This window comes from Bradyrhizobium guangdongense (assembly GCF_006483445.1).
GTDB classification, from domain to species: domain Bacteria; phylum Pseudomonadota; class Alphaproteobacteria; order Rhizobiales; family Xanthobacteraceae; genus Bradyrhizobium; species Bradyrhizobium guangdongense_A.
In genome coordinates this window covers 1-19848 of the sequence record NZ_PPPT01000132.1, presented here as the reverse complement: position 1 = coordinate 19848, position 19848 = coordinate 1, and the positions used below count along the sequence as shown (strand labels likewise).

The following is a 19848-nucleotide window of genomic DNA, read 5'->3' as shown; positions in this document are numbered from 1 at the left end:
ATGCTCAGAGAAATCCGCCCCGCCATCGTCCTGCTGCTCGCGCTCACTGCGATCACGGGTCTGGCCTATCCGCTGGCGATGACCGGCATTGCCGGCGTGCTGTTCCCGACCCAGGCGCAAGGCAGCCTGATCGAGAAGGACGGCAAGGTCATCGGGTCCGCCCTGATCGGGCAGGAATTCAAGGACGACAAATATTTCCACGGCCGTCCCTCGGCTACGGTGGCGCCGGACCCGGCCGATTCGACCAAGACCGTGCCCACGCCCTACAACGCGGCCAATTCGGGCGGCTCGAACCTCGGCCCGACCAGCAAGGCGCTGGCCGACCGGCTCAAGGAAGATGTGGACAAGCTGAAGGCGGAGAACCCGAATGCCGCCGTGCCGGTCGACCTCGTCACCACGACCGGCAGCGGCCTCGATCCCCACATCTCGCCGGCATCAGCGCAATTCCAGGTGCCGCGGGTCGCCAAGACGCGCGGCATATCGGAGGATTCGGTCAAGCAGATCGTGGCCGCCAACACCGAGGGCCGCCTGCTCGGCCTGATCGGCGAGCCGCGCGTCAACGTGCTGGCGCTCAATCTCGCGCTCGACAAGGCCGCGAAGTAGCGGCCTAGGCTGAGCGCGTACGGATGATTATAATGGGCTGATGGTTCAACAGCGCCGCGATCCCGAACAACGTCCCTCGCCGGAGGCGCTGCTGGAGGCCGCGCGCCGGGAGGAGAGCGCGCGCGGCAAGCTCAAGATCTTCGTCGGCGCCGCCCCCGGCGTCGGCAAGACCTATGAAATGCTGCAGAGCGGTCATGCCAAGCGCAAGGCCGGCGTCGACGTCGTCGTCGGCTTCGTCGAGACCCATGGACGTGCCGAGACCGAGGCGCTGCTGCACGGGTTGGAGGTGATCCCCCGCAAGCGGCTCGACTATCGCGGCCAGGTGCTCGAGGAGATGGACCTCGACGCTGTCATCGCGCGCCGCCCGCAGATTGCGCTGGTCGACGAGCTCGCCCATACCAACGCGCCCGGCAGCCGCCATCCCAAGCGCCATCTCGACGTCGAGGAATTGCTGTCGCATGGCATCGACGTCTACACCGCCGTCAATATCCAGCACATCGAGAGCCTGAACGACGTCGTCGCGCAAATCACCCATGTGAGGGTCCGCGAGACCGTGCCGGATTCGGTGTTCGACCGCGCCGACGCGATCGAGCTGATCGACCTGACGCCCGACGACCTGATCCAGCGGTTGAAGGAGGGCAAGGTCTATGTGCCCCGCCAGGCCGAGCGCGCGCTGGAGCACTACTTTTCGCCGGGCAATCTCACGGCGCTGCGCGAGCTGGCGCTGCGCCGAACCGCCGAGCGGGTCGACGAGCAACTGCTCACCCACATGCAGGCCAATGCGATCGCCGGCCCCTGGGCCGCGGGCGAGCGCATCCTCGTCTGCGTCAGCGAGGATCCCCGCGCCGCCGGGCTCGTGCGCTACACCAAACGGCTTGCCGACCGGCTGCATGCGCCGTTCACGGCGATCTCGATCGAGACGCGGCGCTCGCTGCAGCTCTCCGACGCCGAGCGCGATCGGCTCGCCGACACGCTGCGGCTTGCCGAATCGCTCGGCGGCGAGGCCCTGACTATCCCCGCCGTCGGCCGCCGCATCGCCGACGACGTCGTCAACTTCGCGCAGGGCAACAACGTCACCCAGATCGTGATCGGAAAATCGAGCCGCTCGCGCTGGTTCGAGATGACGCGCGGCTCGGTCGTGCACGACCTGGTGCGCCGCTCCGGCAACATCACCGTGCACGTGATCGCCGGTGACGAGATCCCCGGCGAGGCGGCGCCGAAGACGGCCGTGCAGACGGCGGCGCGCGCCGAGCCGTTCCAGCCGCTACCCTATCTGAAAGCGCTCGGTATCGTGCTGGTTGGCCTGGGTGCGGCCGAATTGATCCAGCCCTACTTCGGCATCGAGAACGTCGATCTCGTGCTGTTGACGGCGGTGGTCGCCGTCGCCGTGCGTTACGGCCTGTGGCCGTCGCTGCTCGCGACCGTCGCCGCCTCGCTCTCCTATAACTTCTTCTTCCTGCCGCCGATCTATACCTTCACCATCACCGATCCGACCAATGTCGCCGCCTTCGTGCTGTTCATGGTGGTTGCGATGCTGGTGTCCAACGTCGCCGCGCGCGTCCGTACCCAGGCCGACACCGCGATCGGCCGCATCCGGATGACCGAGCAGCTCCATGCCTTCAGCCGCAAGCTCGCCGGCACTGCGAGCCTCGATGACGTCCTGTGGGCGACCGCCTACCAGATCGCGTTGATGCTGAAGGTGCGCGTGGTGTTGCTGTTGCCCGAGGACGGCGTGCTCACCGTAAAGTCGGGCTATCCTCCGGAGGACGACCTCGACCAGGCGGACCTTGCCGCCGCCAACTGGGCCTGGAGCAACGATCGTTCCGCCGGCCGCGGGTCGGATACGCTGCCCGGCGCAAAACGCCTGTTCCTGCCGATGCGCACCGGGCGCGGGCCGATCGGCGTCATCGGCATCGACAACGACCGCACCGGCCCGTTGTTGACGCCGGACCAGCGCCGGCTGCTCGACGCGCTGGTCGACCAGGGTGCGCTCGCGATCGAGCGCGTGCTGCTGGTCGAAGACATGGACCGCGTCAAGCGCACCGTGGAATCCGAGCGGCTGCGCTCGGCGCTGCTGACCTCGATCTCGCACGATCTGAAGACGCCGCTCGCGTCCGTGCTCGGCGCGGCCTCGACCATGCGCGATCTCGCCGGCGCCTTGTCCGACACTGAAAAACGCGATTTGCTCGCCACCGTCATCGACGAATCCGAGCGGCTCAACCGCTTCATCGCCAACTTGCTCGACATGACCAAGCTCGAGTCGGGCGCCATCGTGCCGCGGACGGCGCTGCACGATCTCAGCGAGATCGTCGGCAGTGCGCTCCGGCGCGCCAGCAAGATCCTGACCAGCCACAAGGTCGATCTGGAGTTTGCGGCCGACTTGCCGATGCTTCAGCTCGACGCCGTGCTGTTTGAGCAGGTGCTGTTCAATCTTTTGGACAACGCCGCGAAATATTCGCCTGCCGACACCACGATCTCGATCCGCAGCCAGCGCGACAGGGATTTTGTGGTTCTCTCGGTCGCGGACGAAGGCGATGGCATTCCGCCCAACGAGCTCGAAAGCGTGTTCGACAAGTTCTACCGCGCGCAGAAGGGCGACCATGTCCGCCCGGGCACGGGCCTTGGCCTCGCCATCTCTCGCGGCTTTGTCGAGGCCATGCGTGGCACGATCTCGGCCGCCAACAGAGCCGACCGGAGCGGCGCGGTGCTGACCATCCGCTTGCCGGTTCCGGCACAGACCCGCGCATTGGATACCGCCGCATGAGTGCCGCCCCGATCAAGGTGTTGATCGTCGACGACGAGCCGCCGATCCGCAAATTGTTGCGGATGGGATTGTCGACCCAGGGCTACGACGTCCTGGAAGCGTCGAACGGAAAGATCGCGCTGGAAAAGCTCGCCGAGGAGCCCGCATTGGTCATCCTCGATCTCGGCCTGCCCGACATCGACGGACACGAGCTGCTGCGGACGATCCGCGCTCGCAACGAGAGCGTGCCGATCGTGGTGCTGTCGAGCCGCGGCGACGAAGCCGGCAAGGTGCAGGCGCTGGATCTCGGCGCCGACGACTATTTGACAAAACCGTTCGGCATGGACGAACTGCTGGCGCGCATGCGCGCGGCACTGCGGCATCAGTTGCAGGTCAAGGGCGAGCGGCCGGTGTTCCGCAGCGGCGATCTCTCCGTCGATCTGGTGCGCCGGATCGTCAAGGTCGGCGACAGGGACATAAGACTATCGCCGAAGGAGTACGACCTCCTGCGCGTGCTGGTGCAGCACGCCGGCAAGGTGCTCACCCATCGCTTCCTGCTCAAGGAACTATGGGACGAGCTGACCGATGCGCAATATCTGCGCGTCTATGTGCGCCAGCTCCGCCAGAAGATCGAAGCCGATCCGGAGCGTCCGCAATACGTGCTGACGGAGACGGGGATCGGGTATCGGCTGAAGGCTGGGGATTGATCCCCGCTGTCATTCCGGGGCGCGCGCGAGCGCGAGCCCGGAATCCATTTATCCGCCCGTCACGCTTGGCATGATGGATTCCGGGCTCGATGCTCCGGGCCGCTTCGCGGTAGAGCGTAGTCAGCGCGTCGAGCGACACCAAAATCTGATAGCTTTTTTTCGCGTCATCGACGAACGTACCTATGCCCTGTGTATGGTCGTAAATGTGGTGATGGATGATGGCGTTTCGGTAAGCGCGGCATTGCAAAACTTCGGCGAAGCAATCGTTGATGCAGTTTTTGACCTTGTCATCCAGTAAGGTCGAGCGTTCCATACACTCGCGAAGCAGAGCAAGTTTAGCCTTCAGGCCGAGAGCATTGTTGGTTGCGATTTGGAGCCAGAATGGTGTCTTAGAAAATAAGATGTGGGAGCCGATAAAGTCGATGTGCGCCTCTATTTGATTCGACTTCAAAGCGATTGCGCCGATTTCAGCTAATTGCTCGGACGAATAAGCCTTCTTCAGGTCAAATTCGAATTTGTGCGGTCGTAAACTGAAGTCGGCGGGCGGTATGCGTTTCATGCGTTCGTGGCCAGTCGGAAGGGCCTTGTTCTTTGATTTCTTTTGCTTCGCCATGTCACGCACCTAGCGCGGGTTGGAGATCGCGGGCAAGAGCGGATCTACGGGTAAGACACTTCCGCCGCTGGTATTTAGTCGACGGTAGTACGTCGGCTGGCCTGATGCGTTTATTAGATGGAAATCGGCCCGTGCTTGACCCGCAGCGGACTTCTCGCGACTATGCGGCGCAGCCGAACAGAGGCGTCATAGTTATCCGCCACGTTCAATCAAAGTGTGACGGCATATGGCCGGCGCGAAATAAAACGTCTAAGGGGATACCGCCACAAACAACTCCCCACATCGGTTTCGCACAGCGGCCCATTTGGGGATTAGGAGAGATCGAATGCGAGCCACACTAGCGGTGCTGATCCTTTGTTCATTGTTCTACGCACGAAACGCGGAGGCTGCATGCGAAAATATGGCGGCTATCTCATCCTCTTGGCAGAAAGCTCTTGTCACTGCGACTGGTACCAAACCGCTTAGCCAATTGTCGCTGGAACAGAAGTGTGTCCATTGGCCTCTCTGGATCAGCTATGCCAAGAAATGGCAGAGCGCCGCGCAAGCTTGTGGCTCAACGGGCGGCCACAGTGTCGACGCCGGAATTCAAGAAGGAACGCAATTTATCGCAGACAATTGTGGTGCGGGGACCGTCAAAAATGCGGCCGGTGCTGCATGTCCGAACGATGCCATCACCTACATCACGCCCCCGACTCAAGTAAGGCTGAACAGGTACCGAGTAGAAAACAAGTGCCGATCTCGAAGTATCGACATTAGATTTACCGCCAGCGATGTTATCCCGGATTGCACGAAAAGGCCGGACAGCAGGACTATCGAGGCAGCAGGTTTTAAAGTCCTTGAGAGTTATTGTAAGACACCTCCTCAGATTGAGAGTGCAACGTTTTCCGCCGGTAGCGCGCGATGAGAGACACGGTGAAGCAGCCATTGGCAAAAACACTGCCTGGAGTTTGGATGCCTCGTTATATTTTAGCGTTGGCAATTTTGATTGCTGGTTCCGGCCTAAGCTACCGCGCACGAGCGGCGCCATGCGACGACATTAGAGCAGGTTATGCGCGTTTCGTAAGCGCATTCGTGAGTAAGTGGGACAAAGAAGCATATAAGCTGGGTTTTTCAGACGATATCAATCTTGACACTCTGGGTGCAGAAGAGTGTCGGCGAATGTTACCCGTTCTGAAGGCGTTACGCGAAGACATCGACGTAACGATGGTGCCAGAGGCACAGAGGGCGGAACGGAAATGTGTGGGAGGACACGTCGAAGGCATAGCGGAAGTTAAAGCGAAGTACGATAGGCGAATAGCTCGGTGCGAAAAGATGAATGCCTCCAGGCCCGATGCACCATCGGTTTTATGCCATCCCTCTGGTTTGATAGAGCGGGCTTCCGAGAAAACCTCGAGAACCGTATTCAACCAATACGAAACGCTGTGGGGCAACAATGACTGCCGGTACGGCGTTAGGATTCAATACACAATCACAAACGGAACCGCTGAAAATGCGACCACCGAGACGAGGTGGTCGAAGTGCATTCCCGCACAAAGACAACACGCTGATTTGGGCATCAGGACGTCCAGCACTGATACCGCATCCATGAGCGTAACTGGCAACGTTGCCCGTTGCGAGCAATGAACATTCAGCAAACCGAAGCTCAATCCCACACAGTTGAGCGAAGCCAGGACAATGCAGAGCAATGGGCGAGGCTTGCGGGAAATCGGCGAAGTGCTTGGCGTCAGCGCCTCGACCGTCTCGCGTGCACTGGCCGAGCCGGCCGATGTGGCGGCTTAGCAGTCGAGAGGCTTGGGAAGCCCCGGAAATTCAACGGAAGCTAGGCAAAAACCGCGTTATAATGTTGCGGATTGTTACACTTCTAAAAAACTACCTTTTCTAACAGGCGGTTAGTCCGTGACCGATTTAACAATTCATCATATTTTTTGAAGCAATCCACCGCGAAAATTGTGATTAATAAGAGACTCTCTAAACGCAGGGAGTTTTCCAATGGCCTTTGTAGCTATCAGGTGTCCGGTGCTCGAAAAGGAAATTCAGACCGGAGTCCAAATGACGGAAGCCGCTTTCGCGCAGGCCGTCGAAATGAAAATGCGAATGGTTTGCCCGCTGTGCGGCGACGAGCATTTTTGGACCAAGAAGTCTGCTTGGTTGACGGACTGGGAGGCCGCCGCATGAAAGCGCCGCTCAACCCGAAGGCTGAGCGGCGCGAGGAAAGAGGGCTGTTTTCCCAGTTAGAACTATAGGCCCGTAGGTAGATGGTGGACCCAGCCGGGATCGAACCGGCGACTTCCCATTACGTGCAATCTACCATTTTCCGGGCCCAGCCCCAACTCATCGTTCGAGAAAAATTCGGCGCCAGTCAGCGACCTACAGCAGGATATTGCCTTGGGTACGTCAAGTGAACCATCGCCAAAATCTATTCCATAATGTAAGTTATGCGAACAATATCAATATCTTAGCAGCATAACACTACGCGATGAAATTCGCAACCTGGTTGGCATCCAACCCATGGCACTGCTCACCCCTTCCCGTCGCATCGCCCCGGAATGACGGGAATTGCTAACCCGCCTTCCTGTGCCGCGCCGTCGAGCGCTGCGTCTTCCTCGCACTGCGCTGCCGCCCTGTCGCCCGGCGCGCATGTGACCTGGTCGCCGTCTTCTTGCCGCCGCGCCCCTTCAAACTCTGCTTCAGCGCATCCATCAGGCTGACGACGTTACTCGGTCGCTCCTCGGGCTCCGGCAACTCTATCTTCTTGCCGCTCGCCTTGCGCTTCACCAGCGCCTTGAGCGCATTCTCGTAATCATCCCTGAACTTGCTCGGATCGAAATGCGAGGCCTTTGTGTGCAGGATATGGCCGGCGAGCTCGACCATGTCCTTGGTGATCTTTGGGCTCTTGATATCGTCGAAGAACTGGCTCTCGTCGCGCAGCTCATAGGGGTAGCGCAGGGTGGTGCCGAGCAGGCCCTTGCCGAGCGGCTCGATCGCCATGATGTGTTCGCGATTGGTGAGCACGATCTTTGCGAGCGCCACGCGCTCCTCGTCCTTCATGGCGTCGCGGATCACGGCGAAGGCGTCGATCGCGGCCTTGCCGTCGGGGGCGATGTAGTAGGGGTGGTTGAGGTAACGCCGGTCGATCTCGTCGCGCGGCACAAAGCTGTCGATATCGATGGTGTGGTTGCTCTCGATCTGGACGGCTTCGAGCTCCTCGGGTTCGATCTCGACAAATTTTCCTTTGCGCAGCTCGTAGCCGCGACCCTTCTGATCGCTCTCGACGACGTCGCCCGTCTCGGAATCGATCATCTGTTGCTTCAACCGGTTGCCGGTCTCCCGGTTGATCATGTGAAATCGGGTCTTCTCGGCCGCAGACGTCGCGGGGTACAGCACGACCGGACAACTGACGAGCGACAGTTTCAACGTCCCTTTCCAATAGGCGCGCGGGGCCATTCCATTCTCCAGCGATTTCAATACGATTTGGAACCCCAACCCGGCTTCGGGGTTTTGGTTCCGGGAGGGAGTTTTGGCGTGCTAGGCTCGAATGCGCGCGCGAAAATGCAGGACGGGACGTGCTGAGAAACCTCTCCACCTATCGAAAAAAGCGGGATTTTGAGAAGACGCCCGAGCCGTCAGGCGAGACCAAGGTCGCGCCGTCGAAGGCGCGGCGTTTCGTGATCCAGAAGCACGACGCTACGCGGCTGCACTACGATCTCCGGCTCGAATTCGACGGCGTCTTCAAGTCCTGGGCGGTGACGAAGGGTCCCTCGCTCGATCCGCACGACAAGCGCCTCGCGGTCGAGGTCGAGGACCACCCGCTCGACTATGGCGATTTCGAAGGCACGATCCCCGAGAGCCAATATGGCGGCGGCACGGTCATGCTGTGGGATCGCGGTACCTGGGAATCCGACGATCCGGAAGCCGGCTTCAAGAAGGGTGATCTCAAATTCACCCTGCATGGCGAAAAGCTGCACGGAAGCTGGGTGCTGGTTCGCATGCGCAACGACCGCAATGGCGGTAAGCGCACCAACTGGCTGTTGATAAAGCATCGCGACGAATATGCCGGCGAGGGCGAGAACATTTTGAAGGAGGACAAGTCGGTCGCCTCCGGCCGGGCGATGGAGCAGATCGCCGAAGGCAAGGGGCGCGCGCCAAAGCCGTTCATGCTGGCAAAAGGCAAGACCAAGGCGGATGCGGTCTGGCAATCCAATCGTGCAGAGGAGAAGGAGACGCGCACCATCAGGCCGGCGCCGCGGGCGGCGCTGAAGAGAGACAAGGCGACGACGGCCACGAATGCCAAAGAGGTCTCTGGGATGCCTGATTTCGTCGCGCCGCAGCTCTGCACGATAGTCGAGCGGCCGCCGGCCGCCGACGGCTGGTGCCACGAGATCAAGTTCGACGGCTATCGCGTCCAGCTCCGCGTCGAAGACAGCAAGGTGAGCCTGAAGACTCGCAAGGGCCTCGACTGGACCGCCAAGTTTGCTGCCATTGCCAGGGAAGCAACCAGGCTGCCGGATGTGATGATCGATGGCGAGATCGTCGCGCTCGACCACAATGGCGCGCCGAATTTTTCTTCGCTGCAGGCCGCGCTGTCGGACGGCAAGACCGATGCACTCATCTTCTTCGCATTCGACCTGTTGTTTGCCGACGGACTCGACTTACGGCGATTGCCGCTCGGCGAGCGCAAGCAGCGGCTGAAAGAGTTGCTGGAAGCGCGCAAGGGCAAGTCGCATCAGATCCGCTATGTCGAGCATTTCGAGAGCGGGGGCGATGCCGTGCTGCAATCCGCCTGCAAGCTCGAGCTTGAAGGCATCGTGTCGAAGAAGCTGGATGCGCCGTATCGCTCGGGCCGCGCCGAGAGCTGGACCAAGGCAAAGTGCCGGGCCGGGCATGAGGTCGTGATCGGCGGCTGGAAGACCACCAACGGAAAATTCCGTTCGCTGATGGCGGGCGTCCATCGCGGCGATGACCTTGCCTTTGTCGGCATCGTCGGCACCGGCTTTGGCGCCGACAAGGTCAAGCGCATCATGCCGCTGCTGAAAGCGGCGGAAGCGAAGGAAAGCCCGTTCAGCGGCAAGAACGCGCCGAAGAAAACGCGCGACGTGCACTGGCTGAAGCCGGAGCTGGTCGCCGAGATCGAGTTCGCCGGCTTCACCGCGGACGGCAATATCCGCCAGGCTGCGTTCAAGGGCCTGCGACAGGACAAGCCCGCCGAGGAGGTGGAAGCGGAAACGCCCAGGAAAACCACGCTCGCAAAACCGGTCGCGAGGGGGGAGGCAAAGTCTGGCAAGCGGCTGAAGGAAACCGGCACGGCCGAGGTGATGGGCGTCGTCATCTCGAAACCGGACAAGGAGCTGTGGCCGGATGGCGGGGACGGCGAGGGCGTCACGAAACTCGACCTCGCGCGCTATTTCGAGGCGGTCGGCGACTGGATGATCGTGCATCTGAAGGGGCGGCCATGCTCGATCATCCGTGCGCCCGACGGCATCGGTGGCGAAAAATTCTTCCAGCGCCACGCCATGCAGGGCACCTCCAACCTGCTGGAGCTGGCAAAAGTCTCGGGCGATCGAAAGCCCTATTTGCAGATCGACCGGGTCGAGGGGCTTGCCGCGGTCGCGCAGATCGGCGGCGTCGAGCTGCATCCCTGGAACTGCGCGCCAAACGCCTACGACACGCCGGGACGGCTGGTGTTCGATCTCGATCCGGCGCCGGATGTCAGGTTTGCCGACGTGGTCGAGGCGGCCAAGGAGATGCGCCAGCGCCTGAGCGCTCTCGGCATGGAAAGCTTTTGCAAGACCACCGGCGGCAAGGGCCTGCATGTCGTGGTGCCGCTGCTCCACGGCGCCCGGGACAAGGTGAGCTGGAAGGAAGCAAAAGCCTTTGCGCAGGGCGTCTGCCAGTGGATGGCCAATGACGCGCCGGAGCGTTACCTGCTCAACATGTCCAAGAAGCTGCGCGACGGAAAGATTTTCCTCGACTATTTGCGCAACGACCGTCTTGCGACTGCCGTCGCGCCGCTCTCGCCACGCGCGCGCGACGGTGCGACGGTGTCGATGCCGGTGACCTGGGCGCAGCTGAAGAGCGACCTCGACCCGAAGCGCTATACGATGCGGACGGTGCCAGGCTTGCTGGCGCGCTCAAAAGCATGGGACGGTTATGACGATGCGGCGTCATCGATCAAGGCGGCGACGAAGAAGCTGGCGGGGAAGTGAGGTAGGCACGCGGAGTGCCGCGGAGGCGGAGCCGTAGGGTGGGTTAGCCGTGCGATTGCGCGAAGCGCAATTCGCTGGGCGTAACCCACCTCTTTAGTCCCCGCGGAAACAGAAGTGGTGGGTTACGCCGCGCGGTCTGCGCTTCGCGCAGCCGCTTCGCTAACCCACCCTACGCAGCCGCTTGCCGCTAGATCCGCCCCATCAGCAGCAATATCAACAGGATCACGATCACGAGCCCGAGGCCGCCGCCGCCGTAATAGCCGGTGCCGTAGAACGGGCCACCGCCGATGCCGCTGAAGCCGCCGAGCAGTGCGATCACGAGAATGATCAGAATGATGGTACCGATTGACATGCTGTTATCCTCCAGCCCTCTCACGAGGGACGTTGCGAAGCCTGATTTCGCCGGGGCAACTTGCCGCAGAAATGAAAGTTCCAGAGATGAAACGCCATAAGTAGGCCAGCTTTGCTGGAACTATTGCCGAGGTTGGCAGCCTGACTATGTGAAGACAGATCATCGGAGGCAGGGCCATGTCAGCACCGCTCGTCGTTTCAATTCCGCATCGCCTCGGCCGCGAGGAGGCCGCGCGGCGCCTCAAGACCGGGCTCGGCCGGGCTGCGGCCAGCATTCCCGTGATGCAGGTCGAGGAAGAGCGCTGGGAGGGCGACCGCATGAATTTTCGCATCCGCGCGCTCGGGCAGGTCGCGACAGGAAATGTCGACGTCGCCGAGGATCACGTCCGGGTCGAGGTGGTGTTGCCGTGGCTGCTGCAGCGTTTTGCCGAGATGGCGCAGGCGACGATCCGCAAGCGCGGGCAATTGCTGCTGACCAAGGGCGACGGGAAATAGCCGTTCAGGCGCGGGTGCCCCGGCGTGCAGGCTTGGAGGTCGTTGCAGTTCGCGCGCGCAGGACGGCGACGGGAAGGTTTTGGAAAGCTTGCGACAGGCGCAACTCTTGGCGTTCAACGCCGTCGATCGCATAGCCCTTGACGTTCACCGCGGCATCGAAGGTCGCGCCGTTTGGCCACTCCCGGCCGCCTTGCGTAAGCGGTGCGAACAGCCTGCCGGCGACGATGACAGCCGCGTCGCCTCCATGCCGGCGCGCGAAGGCGATGACGTGGTCACTGTGCGGCCCGGTCACTTCGAGCGGCTGATAGTCGCCGTGCACAAAGACATCGGTAAGCTTTGAGCGGAGCATGAGCAATTGCCGCGTCCAGGCAAGCTTTAGCCGTCCGTCCGGCGCGCTGCGGGCGAGGTCGTCCCAGTCCGGAGGTTCGAGCGCGGCAAGCAGTTTTCTCCGCGCAGCAAAATCCACCGGGCGGCGGTTGTCGGGATCGACCAGCGACAGGTCCCAGAACTCGGTGCCTTGATAGAAATCGGGGACGCCCGGCAGCGTCGCCTTCAGCGTGAGCTGGCTCAGCGAGTTCAGCGCACCGAGGCGCGCGAGGCGCTCGGCCAGCGTCTGCAGCAGGCCCAAAAACTCGCCCGAGACCGCGGGATCGAGGATCTTTGCGATGAAGTCGTTGACGCCGGTCTCGTAAGCCGCGTGCGGATTGAGCCAGCTCGTCTCCTCCTTGCCCTCGCGCGCGGCCTTGAGCGCGTAGGCCTGGATGCGCTCCACGAAATTGGCATCGGGTGCCGCCAGCGGCCAGGCCCCGAGCAGGACCTGATAGAGCATGTATTCGAACGTCGCCGATGGCGCGCGCATGGTGCCGTGGGTGGTGATATGCGGCGCGTTCAGCACCTTCCAGCGCGCAACCGCGCTGGTCCACTCGCCCGGGATCTCGCTGAGCGCGGCAAGGCGCGTGCGGGCGTCTTCACCGCGCTTAGTGTCGTGGGTCGCTGTCGCCGTCATGCCATGCGGCCATTCCTTCGCCCGCGATTGCATGGCCTGGTGAAAGGCGGGGACCGACAGCCCCTTGGCAGACGGATCGCCACCGACCTCGTTCAGCGCCAGCAGGCGGTGATAGCGATAGAAGGCCGTGTCCTCCAGCGATTTTGCCATCATCGGACCAGTGAACTGCTGCACCTTCAGCGCAAAGCGGCGCACGCGCGGCGCGCTGTGCGGCGGGCGGCCGGGCTTCAGCAGGTCCATGGTCAGGGCGTCACGCAGGAAATCAAAGATGCCTTCGTCGGCGGAGAACCATTCGGCGCGCGCCCGCGCGATGGTGTCGTCGATCAGCTTGCGGTCATGCGCGGTGGGGCCCGCGACCGTGATGTAGGTGCGGTAGACCGGGAAGTGCAGCACGTAGAGCTCGAGCGCTTGCCGCAGGCTGTCGGCGGAAAAGTCGCGCGTCGAATAGTGCCCGTTGGCGATGCGGGCGAGCAGGCGCGTCAACACGGTGAATTCGGACGTCAGCAAGGTCTCAAGCACGCGCCGCTTGGCTTCCATCACGTAAGGCGCAAGCCGCGGCGGCCGGTTGCTAATCTGACGCCAGGTCTCGTCCAGCGCGTCCAGGCCCTTGGCGTCGACCAGCACATGGGTGATGACGTTCATCCACTCATAGCCGGTGGTGCCCTGCACGCCGGCGAAATGCGGCAGGCGCTCGTGCTCGCACAGGATCTTCTCGATCACGGTGTAGAACGGCTTTGACGCGCCTTGCGCGCCGCGGACGAGGCGGCGCAACCGCTGGCAATATTGCGCGGGATCGCGCAGGCCGTCGATGTGGTCGAGGCGGATGCCCTGCAGGCGGCCCTCGGCGATCAATCGCTTGACCAGCTTGTGCGTGACCTCGAACGTGCCGGGGTCTTCGACCCTGAGGCCCGCGAGCCCATTGACGTCGAAGAAGCGGCGATAATTGATGTCGCTGGAGGCGAGCCGCCAGTGGCCGAGCTTGTAGTGCTGCCGTTCCAGCAGATGGTGCAGCGTCAGCGTTTGCGCCGGGCGATCCTTGGCCGCGCGATAGGCAGCGAGCCCGCGCGCGATCATGTCTGTGGCGCCGATCGCCTTTAGTTCTGTCTTGAAGGCAGGTGCTTCCTTGCGGTTCGGGTGGCGCAACCCCTTGTAGCGTTCCGCCAGTGCGAGCAGGCGCTTGCCCGCTTCGCTCGCCTCCGCGCCGGCCTCCTTCACGATGATCCGCAGCATCTCGCCGTAGCGCTCGGGCGCGATCGGCAGGCGGTGCTCGAAATACCAGGCGGAAAAGCTGCCTTCGTCGGCGTCGTAACGCAGCTCGATCTCGCCGCGCTCCAGCGCGTCGCCGTAACTCGCGCCGAGGATCGGCAGCAGAACGCCGCCGCGGGCGCGATAGGGCAGCACGTCCCAGTCGATATCGAAGGAGACGGCGTGCGGCGAGGCCGGGCCCCATTCAAGCACGTCGAGCCAGAACGGATTATCGGCAAAATGCACGCCAACATGGTTCGGCACGAAATCGATGATCAGGCCGAGATCGTGCTGCTTGAGTGTGTCGCTCAGGCGGATAAAGCCGGCTTCGCCGCCAAGCTCGGGGCTGAGCTGGCTGTGATCCACGGTGTCGTAGCCGTGGGTCGAGCCCTTGCGGGCCTTCATCACGGGCGAGGTATAGAGATGCGTGATGCCGAGCGCCTTCAGGTAAGGCACGATCGCGGCTGCGGCGTCGAAATTGAAATCGGCGGTGAGCTGCAGGCGGTAGGTGGCGAGCGGCAGGGCAGGAGGCATGTCACCCTCCGATGCGCCAGAACACCGACCAGGGCGGAAGTCGGTTGCCGGCCTCGCCGCCCCAGATCGGCGTGCCGGTGATGGTGGGTGTCGCGATGTCCTGATCCGACAGATTGGCGATCAAGCGCAGCGTCGTGCCGTCGGCCATGCGCCAATGCGCGGTGAGCAGGCCGTTGTCAGCCACATTGGCTTCGCCGGCTGCGACGCTACCGAGCCGCGGCATGATCTCCTTGTGCCTGACGGCGAGCAGCCCGCTCACCAGCGTCAGCCGCGCATCTTCCTCGGCACTGCGCTGATCCCAATTGAGCACGGCGGATCGCGGCGTGTCGGGATCGAGCGGGTCGGGCACCTCGTCGCCATATTTTGCATAGGCCCAGGCATATTCCTGGCGTCGCCCCTTGCGGACGGCGGTGGCGAGGTCGCCGTGGAAATCGCAGAAGAACGGGAAGGGCGCCTTCGCGCCCCATTCCTCGCCCATGAACAGCATCGGCACTTGCGGTGCCAGCAGCATGATGGCGAGCGCGGCTTCGATCGCCCTCGGCTTTGCGATGCTTTCGAGGCGGTCGCCGAGCGCGCGGTTGCCGATCTGGTCGTGGTTCTGGAGGAAGTTGACGAAGGTCACAGGCGGCAGTGCGCCGCTCGGCTCGCCGCGCGGCTTGTTGCCCCAGAACGCCGAGGTCTCGCCCTGATAGACGAAGCCTGACGCGAGCGCGCGGGCGAGATCGATCCGCCAGGTACCCTGATAGTCGCCATAGTAGCCGGCGGACTCGCCTGTCAGCATCACGTGCCAGACGTGGTGATAGTCGTCGTTCCACTGGCCCCGGTACTTGCCGTTCGGCGGCTCCTGCAAGGGATCGAGCAGGCTGGCGCGATTGTCGCCGTTCTCCAGCACGAGATGGATGTGCCTTCCGGTCGCCGCGGCCAACTGGCCGGCCGCGACGCTGAGCTCATGGAGCAGCGACTGCTCGCCGGGGATCGCCATGATGTGGTTGGCCGCGTCCAGCCGCAGGCCATCAAAACGGTAGTCGCTGAGCCAGGAGAGCGCGTTCTCGATCGCAAAGGCGCGCACCTGCGGCACGCGATAGTCGATCGCGCTGCCCCAGGGCGTATGCGCATCCGTGAAGAAGGCCGGCGCGTAGCGGCCGAGGTAATTCCCCTCCGGGCCAAAGTGATTGTAGACGACGTCGAGGAACACCATCAGCCCGCGCAGATGCGCCTCATCGATCAGCGTCTTCAGGTCCTCGGGCCGGCCATACGCGCTGTCGGGCGCATACCATAGCACGCCGTCATAGCCCCAGCCGCGTTGGCCCGCGAAATCCGCCAGCGGCATCAGCTCTAGCGCGGTGATGCCGGTCGCGACGATATGATCGAGTTTGTCGATCATCGCACGATAGCTGCCTTGCGTTGTGAACGTGCCGACATGCGCCTCCAGCAGCACAGTCTCGTGCCAGGGCCGGCCGCGCCAATCTTTCGCGCGCCACTCGAAGCTTGCGTGATCGATCACCTCGCCGGGACCGAACACGTCGTCGGGCTGGAAGGCCGAGGCGGGATCGGGCACGTCGAGCTCGTCGTCGATCCTAAATTTGTAGCGGGCGCCTGCCTTCAGTCCGGGGATATCGGCCACGTACCAGCCGTCGTCGCGACGCTGCATGGCGCGAACGCCGTCATGCAGGAGATCGACGCGCCTGGCCGCCGGCGCCCAAAGCCTGAAGGAGACGCCTTCCCTGGTTGGCCTCGCCCCGAAGGATGGCCTCATAGCGCGCCCGCGAAGGCCAGCACCGCGCGCGGCGGCGCCTTGCTGTCGGCGCCGGGCGGGAAGTCGACGCTGTTCAGCCTGGCTTCCGTCGTGTTCAGGATCTGCTGCCAGCTCTTGTATTCGGTCATTTTGGGCAATTTGAATGCGATCTCTTCGGGGGCGGCGTTCAGGACGATAAAGATCGCGGAGCCGCCGGGTTCCAGCGAACCCATCACATAGGAGAGGAACCTTCCTTCCGGAAAATTCCAGTCGCTCTCCGTCATCTCCTCGCCCCCCGGCGTCAGCCAGAGCACCCCATAGGAGCCGTCGGCGCGGCGGCCGTCGAGCCAGCGATGGCTGCGGAGCTGTGAAAAACGCCGGCGGATGTCGGCGAGATGAGCGACGAAGTCGATCATGTCCTCGCCTTCTTTGCCGAGATTGTCCCACAATACCCAGCCGGTCTCGTTGTCCTGGCAATAGGCGTTGTTGTTGCCGTTCTGGGTATTGCTCACCTCGTCGCCGGCGAGCAGCAACGGCGTGCCCTGCGCGAGCATCAGGCAGGCCAGCACGTTCTTGCGGAGCTGGCGGCGCAGCGCGAGGATGTTCGGATCGTCGGTCGGGCCCTCGACACCGCAATTATTGCTGTGGTTGTCGTTGGAGCCGTCGCGATTGTCTTCGCCATTGGCCTCATTGTGCTTCTGGTTGTAGCTGAAGAGGTCGGCGAGCGTAAAACCGTCATGAACGGTGATGTGATTGATCGAGGCGCGCGGCCGCCGCCCGTCATGGTTGAACAGGTCGGATGAGGCCGTCATGCGCGAAGAAATGTCGCCGATCAGGCTGCCTTCGCCGCTCCAATAGCGGCGCATGGCGCTGCGGTAGCGGTCGTTCCACTCCGACCATTGCGAGGGAAATGCGCCGACCTGGTAGCCGCCCATACCGAGATCCCAAGGCTCGGCGACGAGCTTGACGTTGGCCAGTACAGGGTCCTGGCGCACGGCTGTCAGGAACGAGGCGCCGCGGTCATAGCCGCTCGGCCCGCGCGCAAGCGTAGTGGCGAGATCGAAGCGGAAACCGTCGACATGGCAGACCTCGACCCAGTAGCGCAGCGAATCCATCACCATCTGCAGCACGCGCGGATGGGTGAGGTTCACCGATGAGCCGCAGCCGGTGAAATCATCGTAGAAGCGCGGGTTCTCGCGGTTGAGCCAGTAATAGGAGGCGTTGTCGATGCCGCGGAAGCACAGCGTCGGGCCGAGATGGTTGCCCTCGGCGGTGTGGTTGTAGACGACGTCGAGCATCACCTCGATGCCGGCATCGTGCAGCCGCGCCACGGTGGTGCGGAAGGAATCGAGCGTATTGTCCTGCGCGTAGCGCGGTTCCGGCGCGAAGAAGGACAGCGTGTTGTAGCCCCAATAATTGACGAGCTTTTTCTCCACCAGCACGCGGTCGTCGACAAAACCGTGGATCGGCAGCAGCTCGACGGTGGTGACGCCCAGCCGCTTGAGATGCTCGATCATCGCGGGCGAGGCGAGCCCGCCATAGGTGCCGCGCAGATTCGGCGGCACGTCGTCACGCTTCTGGGTCAGGCCCTTGATGTGGGCCTCGTAGATGATGGTGTCCTCCCAGGGTATGTTGGGTCGAATCTCGCGCCGGCCCCAGTTGAAGGTCTCGTCGACGACGACGGCCTTGATCATGCCGCGCGCATTGTCGCGGCGGTCGAACGACAGATCCTCGCGCGGGCTGCCGGTGCGATAGGCGAAATGCGCATCGCTCCAGACCAGGCGTCCCGCGAGCCGCTTTGCGTAGGGGTCGAGCAGCAGCTTGTTGGCATTGAAGCGGTGGCCGTGCTCGGGTTCGTAGGGGCCGTGCACGCGATAGCCGTAGAGCTGGCCCGGCGAGACGTCGTTGAGATAACCGTGCCAAACGTCCTCGGTCCGCTCCGGCAACTCGACGCGTTCCAGCTCACGCCGGCCCTGGCTGTCGAACAGGCACAGCTCGACCCTCTCGGCGTTGGCCGAGAACAGCGCAAAATTGGTGCCTCTTCCGTCCCAGCTTGCGCCGAGGCGTGCGGGCGATCCGGCGGTCAATCGCATGGGTCAGCCTTCGGGAACGAGGAAGATCGCGGCCAGCGGCGGAAGGGTGAGGCTGAGCTCGGGCGTCTTGCCGCCCTGCGTCGTCACTTCGCCGATGTTGCCGGCATTGCTGCCGCCGTAATGCGCTGAATCGGAGTTGAACACCTCGTGCCATTTGCCGGCGAACGGCACGCGCACCCGATAATTGCGATAGACGTTCGGGGAGAAGTTCACGACCACGAGGCAGCGCGCGCGATCCTCAAATCCCTTGCGGATCCAGGCGAACACGTTGTTGTTGGCATCATCAGTGATGACCCACTCGAACCCAGCCTGCTCGCAGTCCATCTGGTGCAGCGCGGGCACGGCGCGATAAAGCCGGTTGAGGTCGCGGATCAGCGACTGGATGCCGGAATGGTTCTTGTGCTGCAGCAGGTGCCAGTCGAGCGACTGGTCGTGATTCCATTCGGCCGCCTGCGCGATCTCGCCGCCCATGAACAGCAGCTTCTTGCCGGGATGACCGAACATGAAGCTGTAATAGGCGCGCAGATTCGCAAAGCGCTGCCACTCGTCGCCGGGCATGCGGCCGAGGATCGAACGCTTGCCATGCACGACCTCGTCATGGGAGAGCGGCAGGATGAAGTTTTCCGAAAAGGCGTAGTGCAGGCCGAACAGGATGTCGCCGTGGTGGTATTTGCGGTGGATCGGATCCTTGCTGATATAGTTCAGCGTGTCGTGCATCCAGCCCATGTTCCATTTGTAGCCGAAGCCGAGCCCGCCGAACTCGACGGGGCGCGAGACCTGCGGCCAAGCGGTGGACTCTTCCGCGGCCGTCGTCGCCTGCGGAAAGCGAGCAAACAGTTCGGTATTGAAGCGGCGCAGGAAGGCGATCGCCTCGATGTTCTCGCGGCCGCCATGCTGGTTCGGAATCCAGCCGCCCGGCGGGCGGCTGTAGTCGAGATAGAGCATGGAGGCGACGGCATCGACGCGCAGGCCGTCGATGGCGTAGCGCTCGAGCCAGAACAGCGCGTTCGACACCAGAAAATTGGTCACTTCGGTGCGGCCGTAATTGTAGATCAGCGTGCCCCAGTCGAGGTGGCGGCCCTGCAGGGGATTGGCGTGCTCATAGAGCGCGGTGCCGTCGAAATGGCCGAGCCCGTGCGGGTCATCAGGGAAGTGTCCGGGCACCCAGTCGAGCAGCACGCCGATGCCTTCGCGGTGGCAGGCGTCGACCAGCGCGGCGAAATCCTCAGGCCCGCCGAAGCGGCTGGTCGGCGCATAAAGTCCGGTCGGCTGATAGCCCCAGGAGCCATCGAACGGGTGCTCGCTGACGGGCAGGAATTCGAGGTGCGTAAAGCCCATGTCGCGGGCATAGGCCGGCAACTGCTCGGCGAGCTCGCGATAGGTCAGCCACTCGTTGTTGCCCTTGCGGCGCCATGAGCCGAGATGAACCTCGTAGATCGACATCGGCGCTGACAGGGCGTTGATGCCGTCGGGCGCCGGCCGCGGGCGCGGCAAATGCGCCTCGTCGAACACGATCGACG

Annotated in this window: 14 protein-coding genes and 1 tRNA gene; 8 read left to right on the top strand and 7 right to left on the bottom strand. The window is 62.9% G+C overall.

The window, feature by feature from the left end:
- The 6 genes from C2U70_RS19215 to C2U70_RS19190 all read left to right on the top strand — a co-directional run bounded on the left by C2U70_RS19215 (window position 1) and on the right by C2U70_RS19190 (window position 6841).
- A complete protein-coding gene (locus C2U70_RS19215) occupies window positions 1–603 on the top strand; it encodes a K(+)-transporting ATPase subunit C (protein ID WP_140979994.1) in 603 nt (200 codons plus the stop codon).
- A gap of 40 nt (window positions 604–643) precedes the next feature.
- Window positions 644–3367: a sensor histidine kinase gene (locus C2U70_RS19210; RefSeq protein WP_140979993.1), complete on the top strand. Its 2724-nt coding sequence runs from the start codon at window positions 644–646 to the stop codon at window positions 3365–3367.
- Window positions 3364–4053, top strand: a complete 690-nt coding sequence (locus C2U70_RS19205; protein ID WP_140979992.1) for a response regulator transcription factor — start codon at window positions 3364–3366, stop codon at window positions 4051–4053. The genes C2U70_RS19210 and C2U70_RS19205 overlap by 4 nt, the downstream gene beginning before the upstream one ends.
- A 73-nt stretch (window positions 4054–4126) precedes the next feature.
- Complete coding sequence (locus tag C2U70_RS19200) at window positions 4127–4351, top strand: hypothetical protein (RefSeq protein WP_140979991.1); 225 nt, start codon at window positions 4127–4129, stop codon at window positions 4349–4351.
- Window positions 4352–5578: 1227 nt separating this feature from the next.
- Window positions 5579–6289, top strand: coding sequence for a hypothetical protein (locus C2U70_RS19195; protein ID WP_140979990.1), 711 nt, complete (start codon window positions 5579–5581; stop codon window positions 6287–6289).
- Between the two features lie 366 nt (window positions 6290–6655).
- Entirely contained in the window at window positions 6656–6841 is a 186-nt protein-coding gene (locus C2U70_RS19190) for a hypothetical protein (protein ID WP_140979989.1), read from the top strand.
- Window positions 6842–6922: 81 nt separating this feature from the next.
- Here the strand turns inward: C2U70_RS19190 and C2U70_RS19185 are convergent.
- Together C2U70_RS19185 and C2U70_RS19180 are read right to left on the bottom strand one after the other, a co-directional pair.
- Window positions 6923–6988 (bottom strand) — tRNA-OTHER (locus tag C2U70_RS19185).
- 237 nt (window positions 6989–7225) lie between these two features.
- On the bottom strand, window positions 7226–8110 hold the full coding sequence (locus C2U70_RS19180) for a Ku protein (RefSeq protein ID WP_140979988.1): 885 nt from the start codon (window positions 8108–8110) through the stop codon (window positions 7226–7228).
- Between the two features lie 119 nt (window positions 8111–8229).
- Here C2U70_RS19180 and ligD point away from each other — a divergent pair, with 119 nt between their 5' ends.
- Window positions 8230–10869 (top strand): DNA ligase D, encoded by a 2640-nt coding sequence (gene ligD / locus C2U70_RS19175; protein ID WP_140979987.1) that lies wholly within the window; start codon window positions 8230–8232, stop codon window positions 10867–10869.
- Window positions 10870–11056: 187 nt separating this feature from the next.
- Here ligD and C2U70_RS19170 read toward each other — a convergent pair whose 3' ends face one another.
- A complete protein-coding gene (locus C2U70_RS19170; protein WP_018318514.1) occupies window positions 11057–11221 on the bottom strand; it encodes a DUF3309 family protein in 165 nt (54 codons plus the stop codon).
- A gap of 176 nt (window positions 11222–11397) precedes the next feature.
- On the opposite strand from C2U70_RS19170, the gene C2U70_RS19165 reads away from it, so the two are divergent.
- Window positions 11398–11715 (top strand): polyhydroxyalkanoic acid system family protein, encoded by a 318-nt coding sequence (locus C2U70_RS19165; protein WP_140979986.1) that lies wholly within the window; start codon window positions 11398–11400, stop codon window positions 11713–11715.
- Window positions 11716–11719: 4 nt separating this feature from the next.
- Here the strand turns inward: C2U70_RS19165 and treY are convergent, their stop codons facing one another.
- The 4 genes from treY to glgB all read right to left on the bottom strand — a co-directional run.
- Complete coding sequence (gene treY, locus C2U70_RS19160; RefSeq protein ID WP_140979985.1) at window positions 11720–14500, bottom strand: malto-oligosyltrehalose synthase; 2781 nt, start codon at window positions 14498–14500, stop codon at window positions 11720–11722.
- 1 nt (window position 14501) lies between these two features.
- Complete coding sequence (gene treZ, locus C2U70_RS19155) at window positions 14502–16256, bottom strand: malto-oligosyltrehalose trehalohydrolase (protein ID WP_140979984.1); 1755 nt, start codon at window positions 16254–16256, stop codon at window positions 14502–14504.
- Window positions 16253–18328, bottom strand: coding sequence for a glycogen debranching protein GlgX (gene glgX / locus C2U70_RS19150; RefSeq protein ID WP_140979983.1), 2076 nt, complete (start codon window positions 18326–18328; stop codon window positions 16253–16255). Before glgX ends, treZ begins: the two co-directional genes overlap by 4 nt.
- Window positions 18329–18331: 3 nt before the next feature.
- Window positions 18332–19848 (bottom strand): 1,4-alpha-glucan branching protein GlgB (gene glgB, locus C2U70_RS19145; RefSeq protein ID WP_140979982.1); only part of this gene is annotated, 1517 nt, incomplete at its 5' end.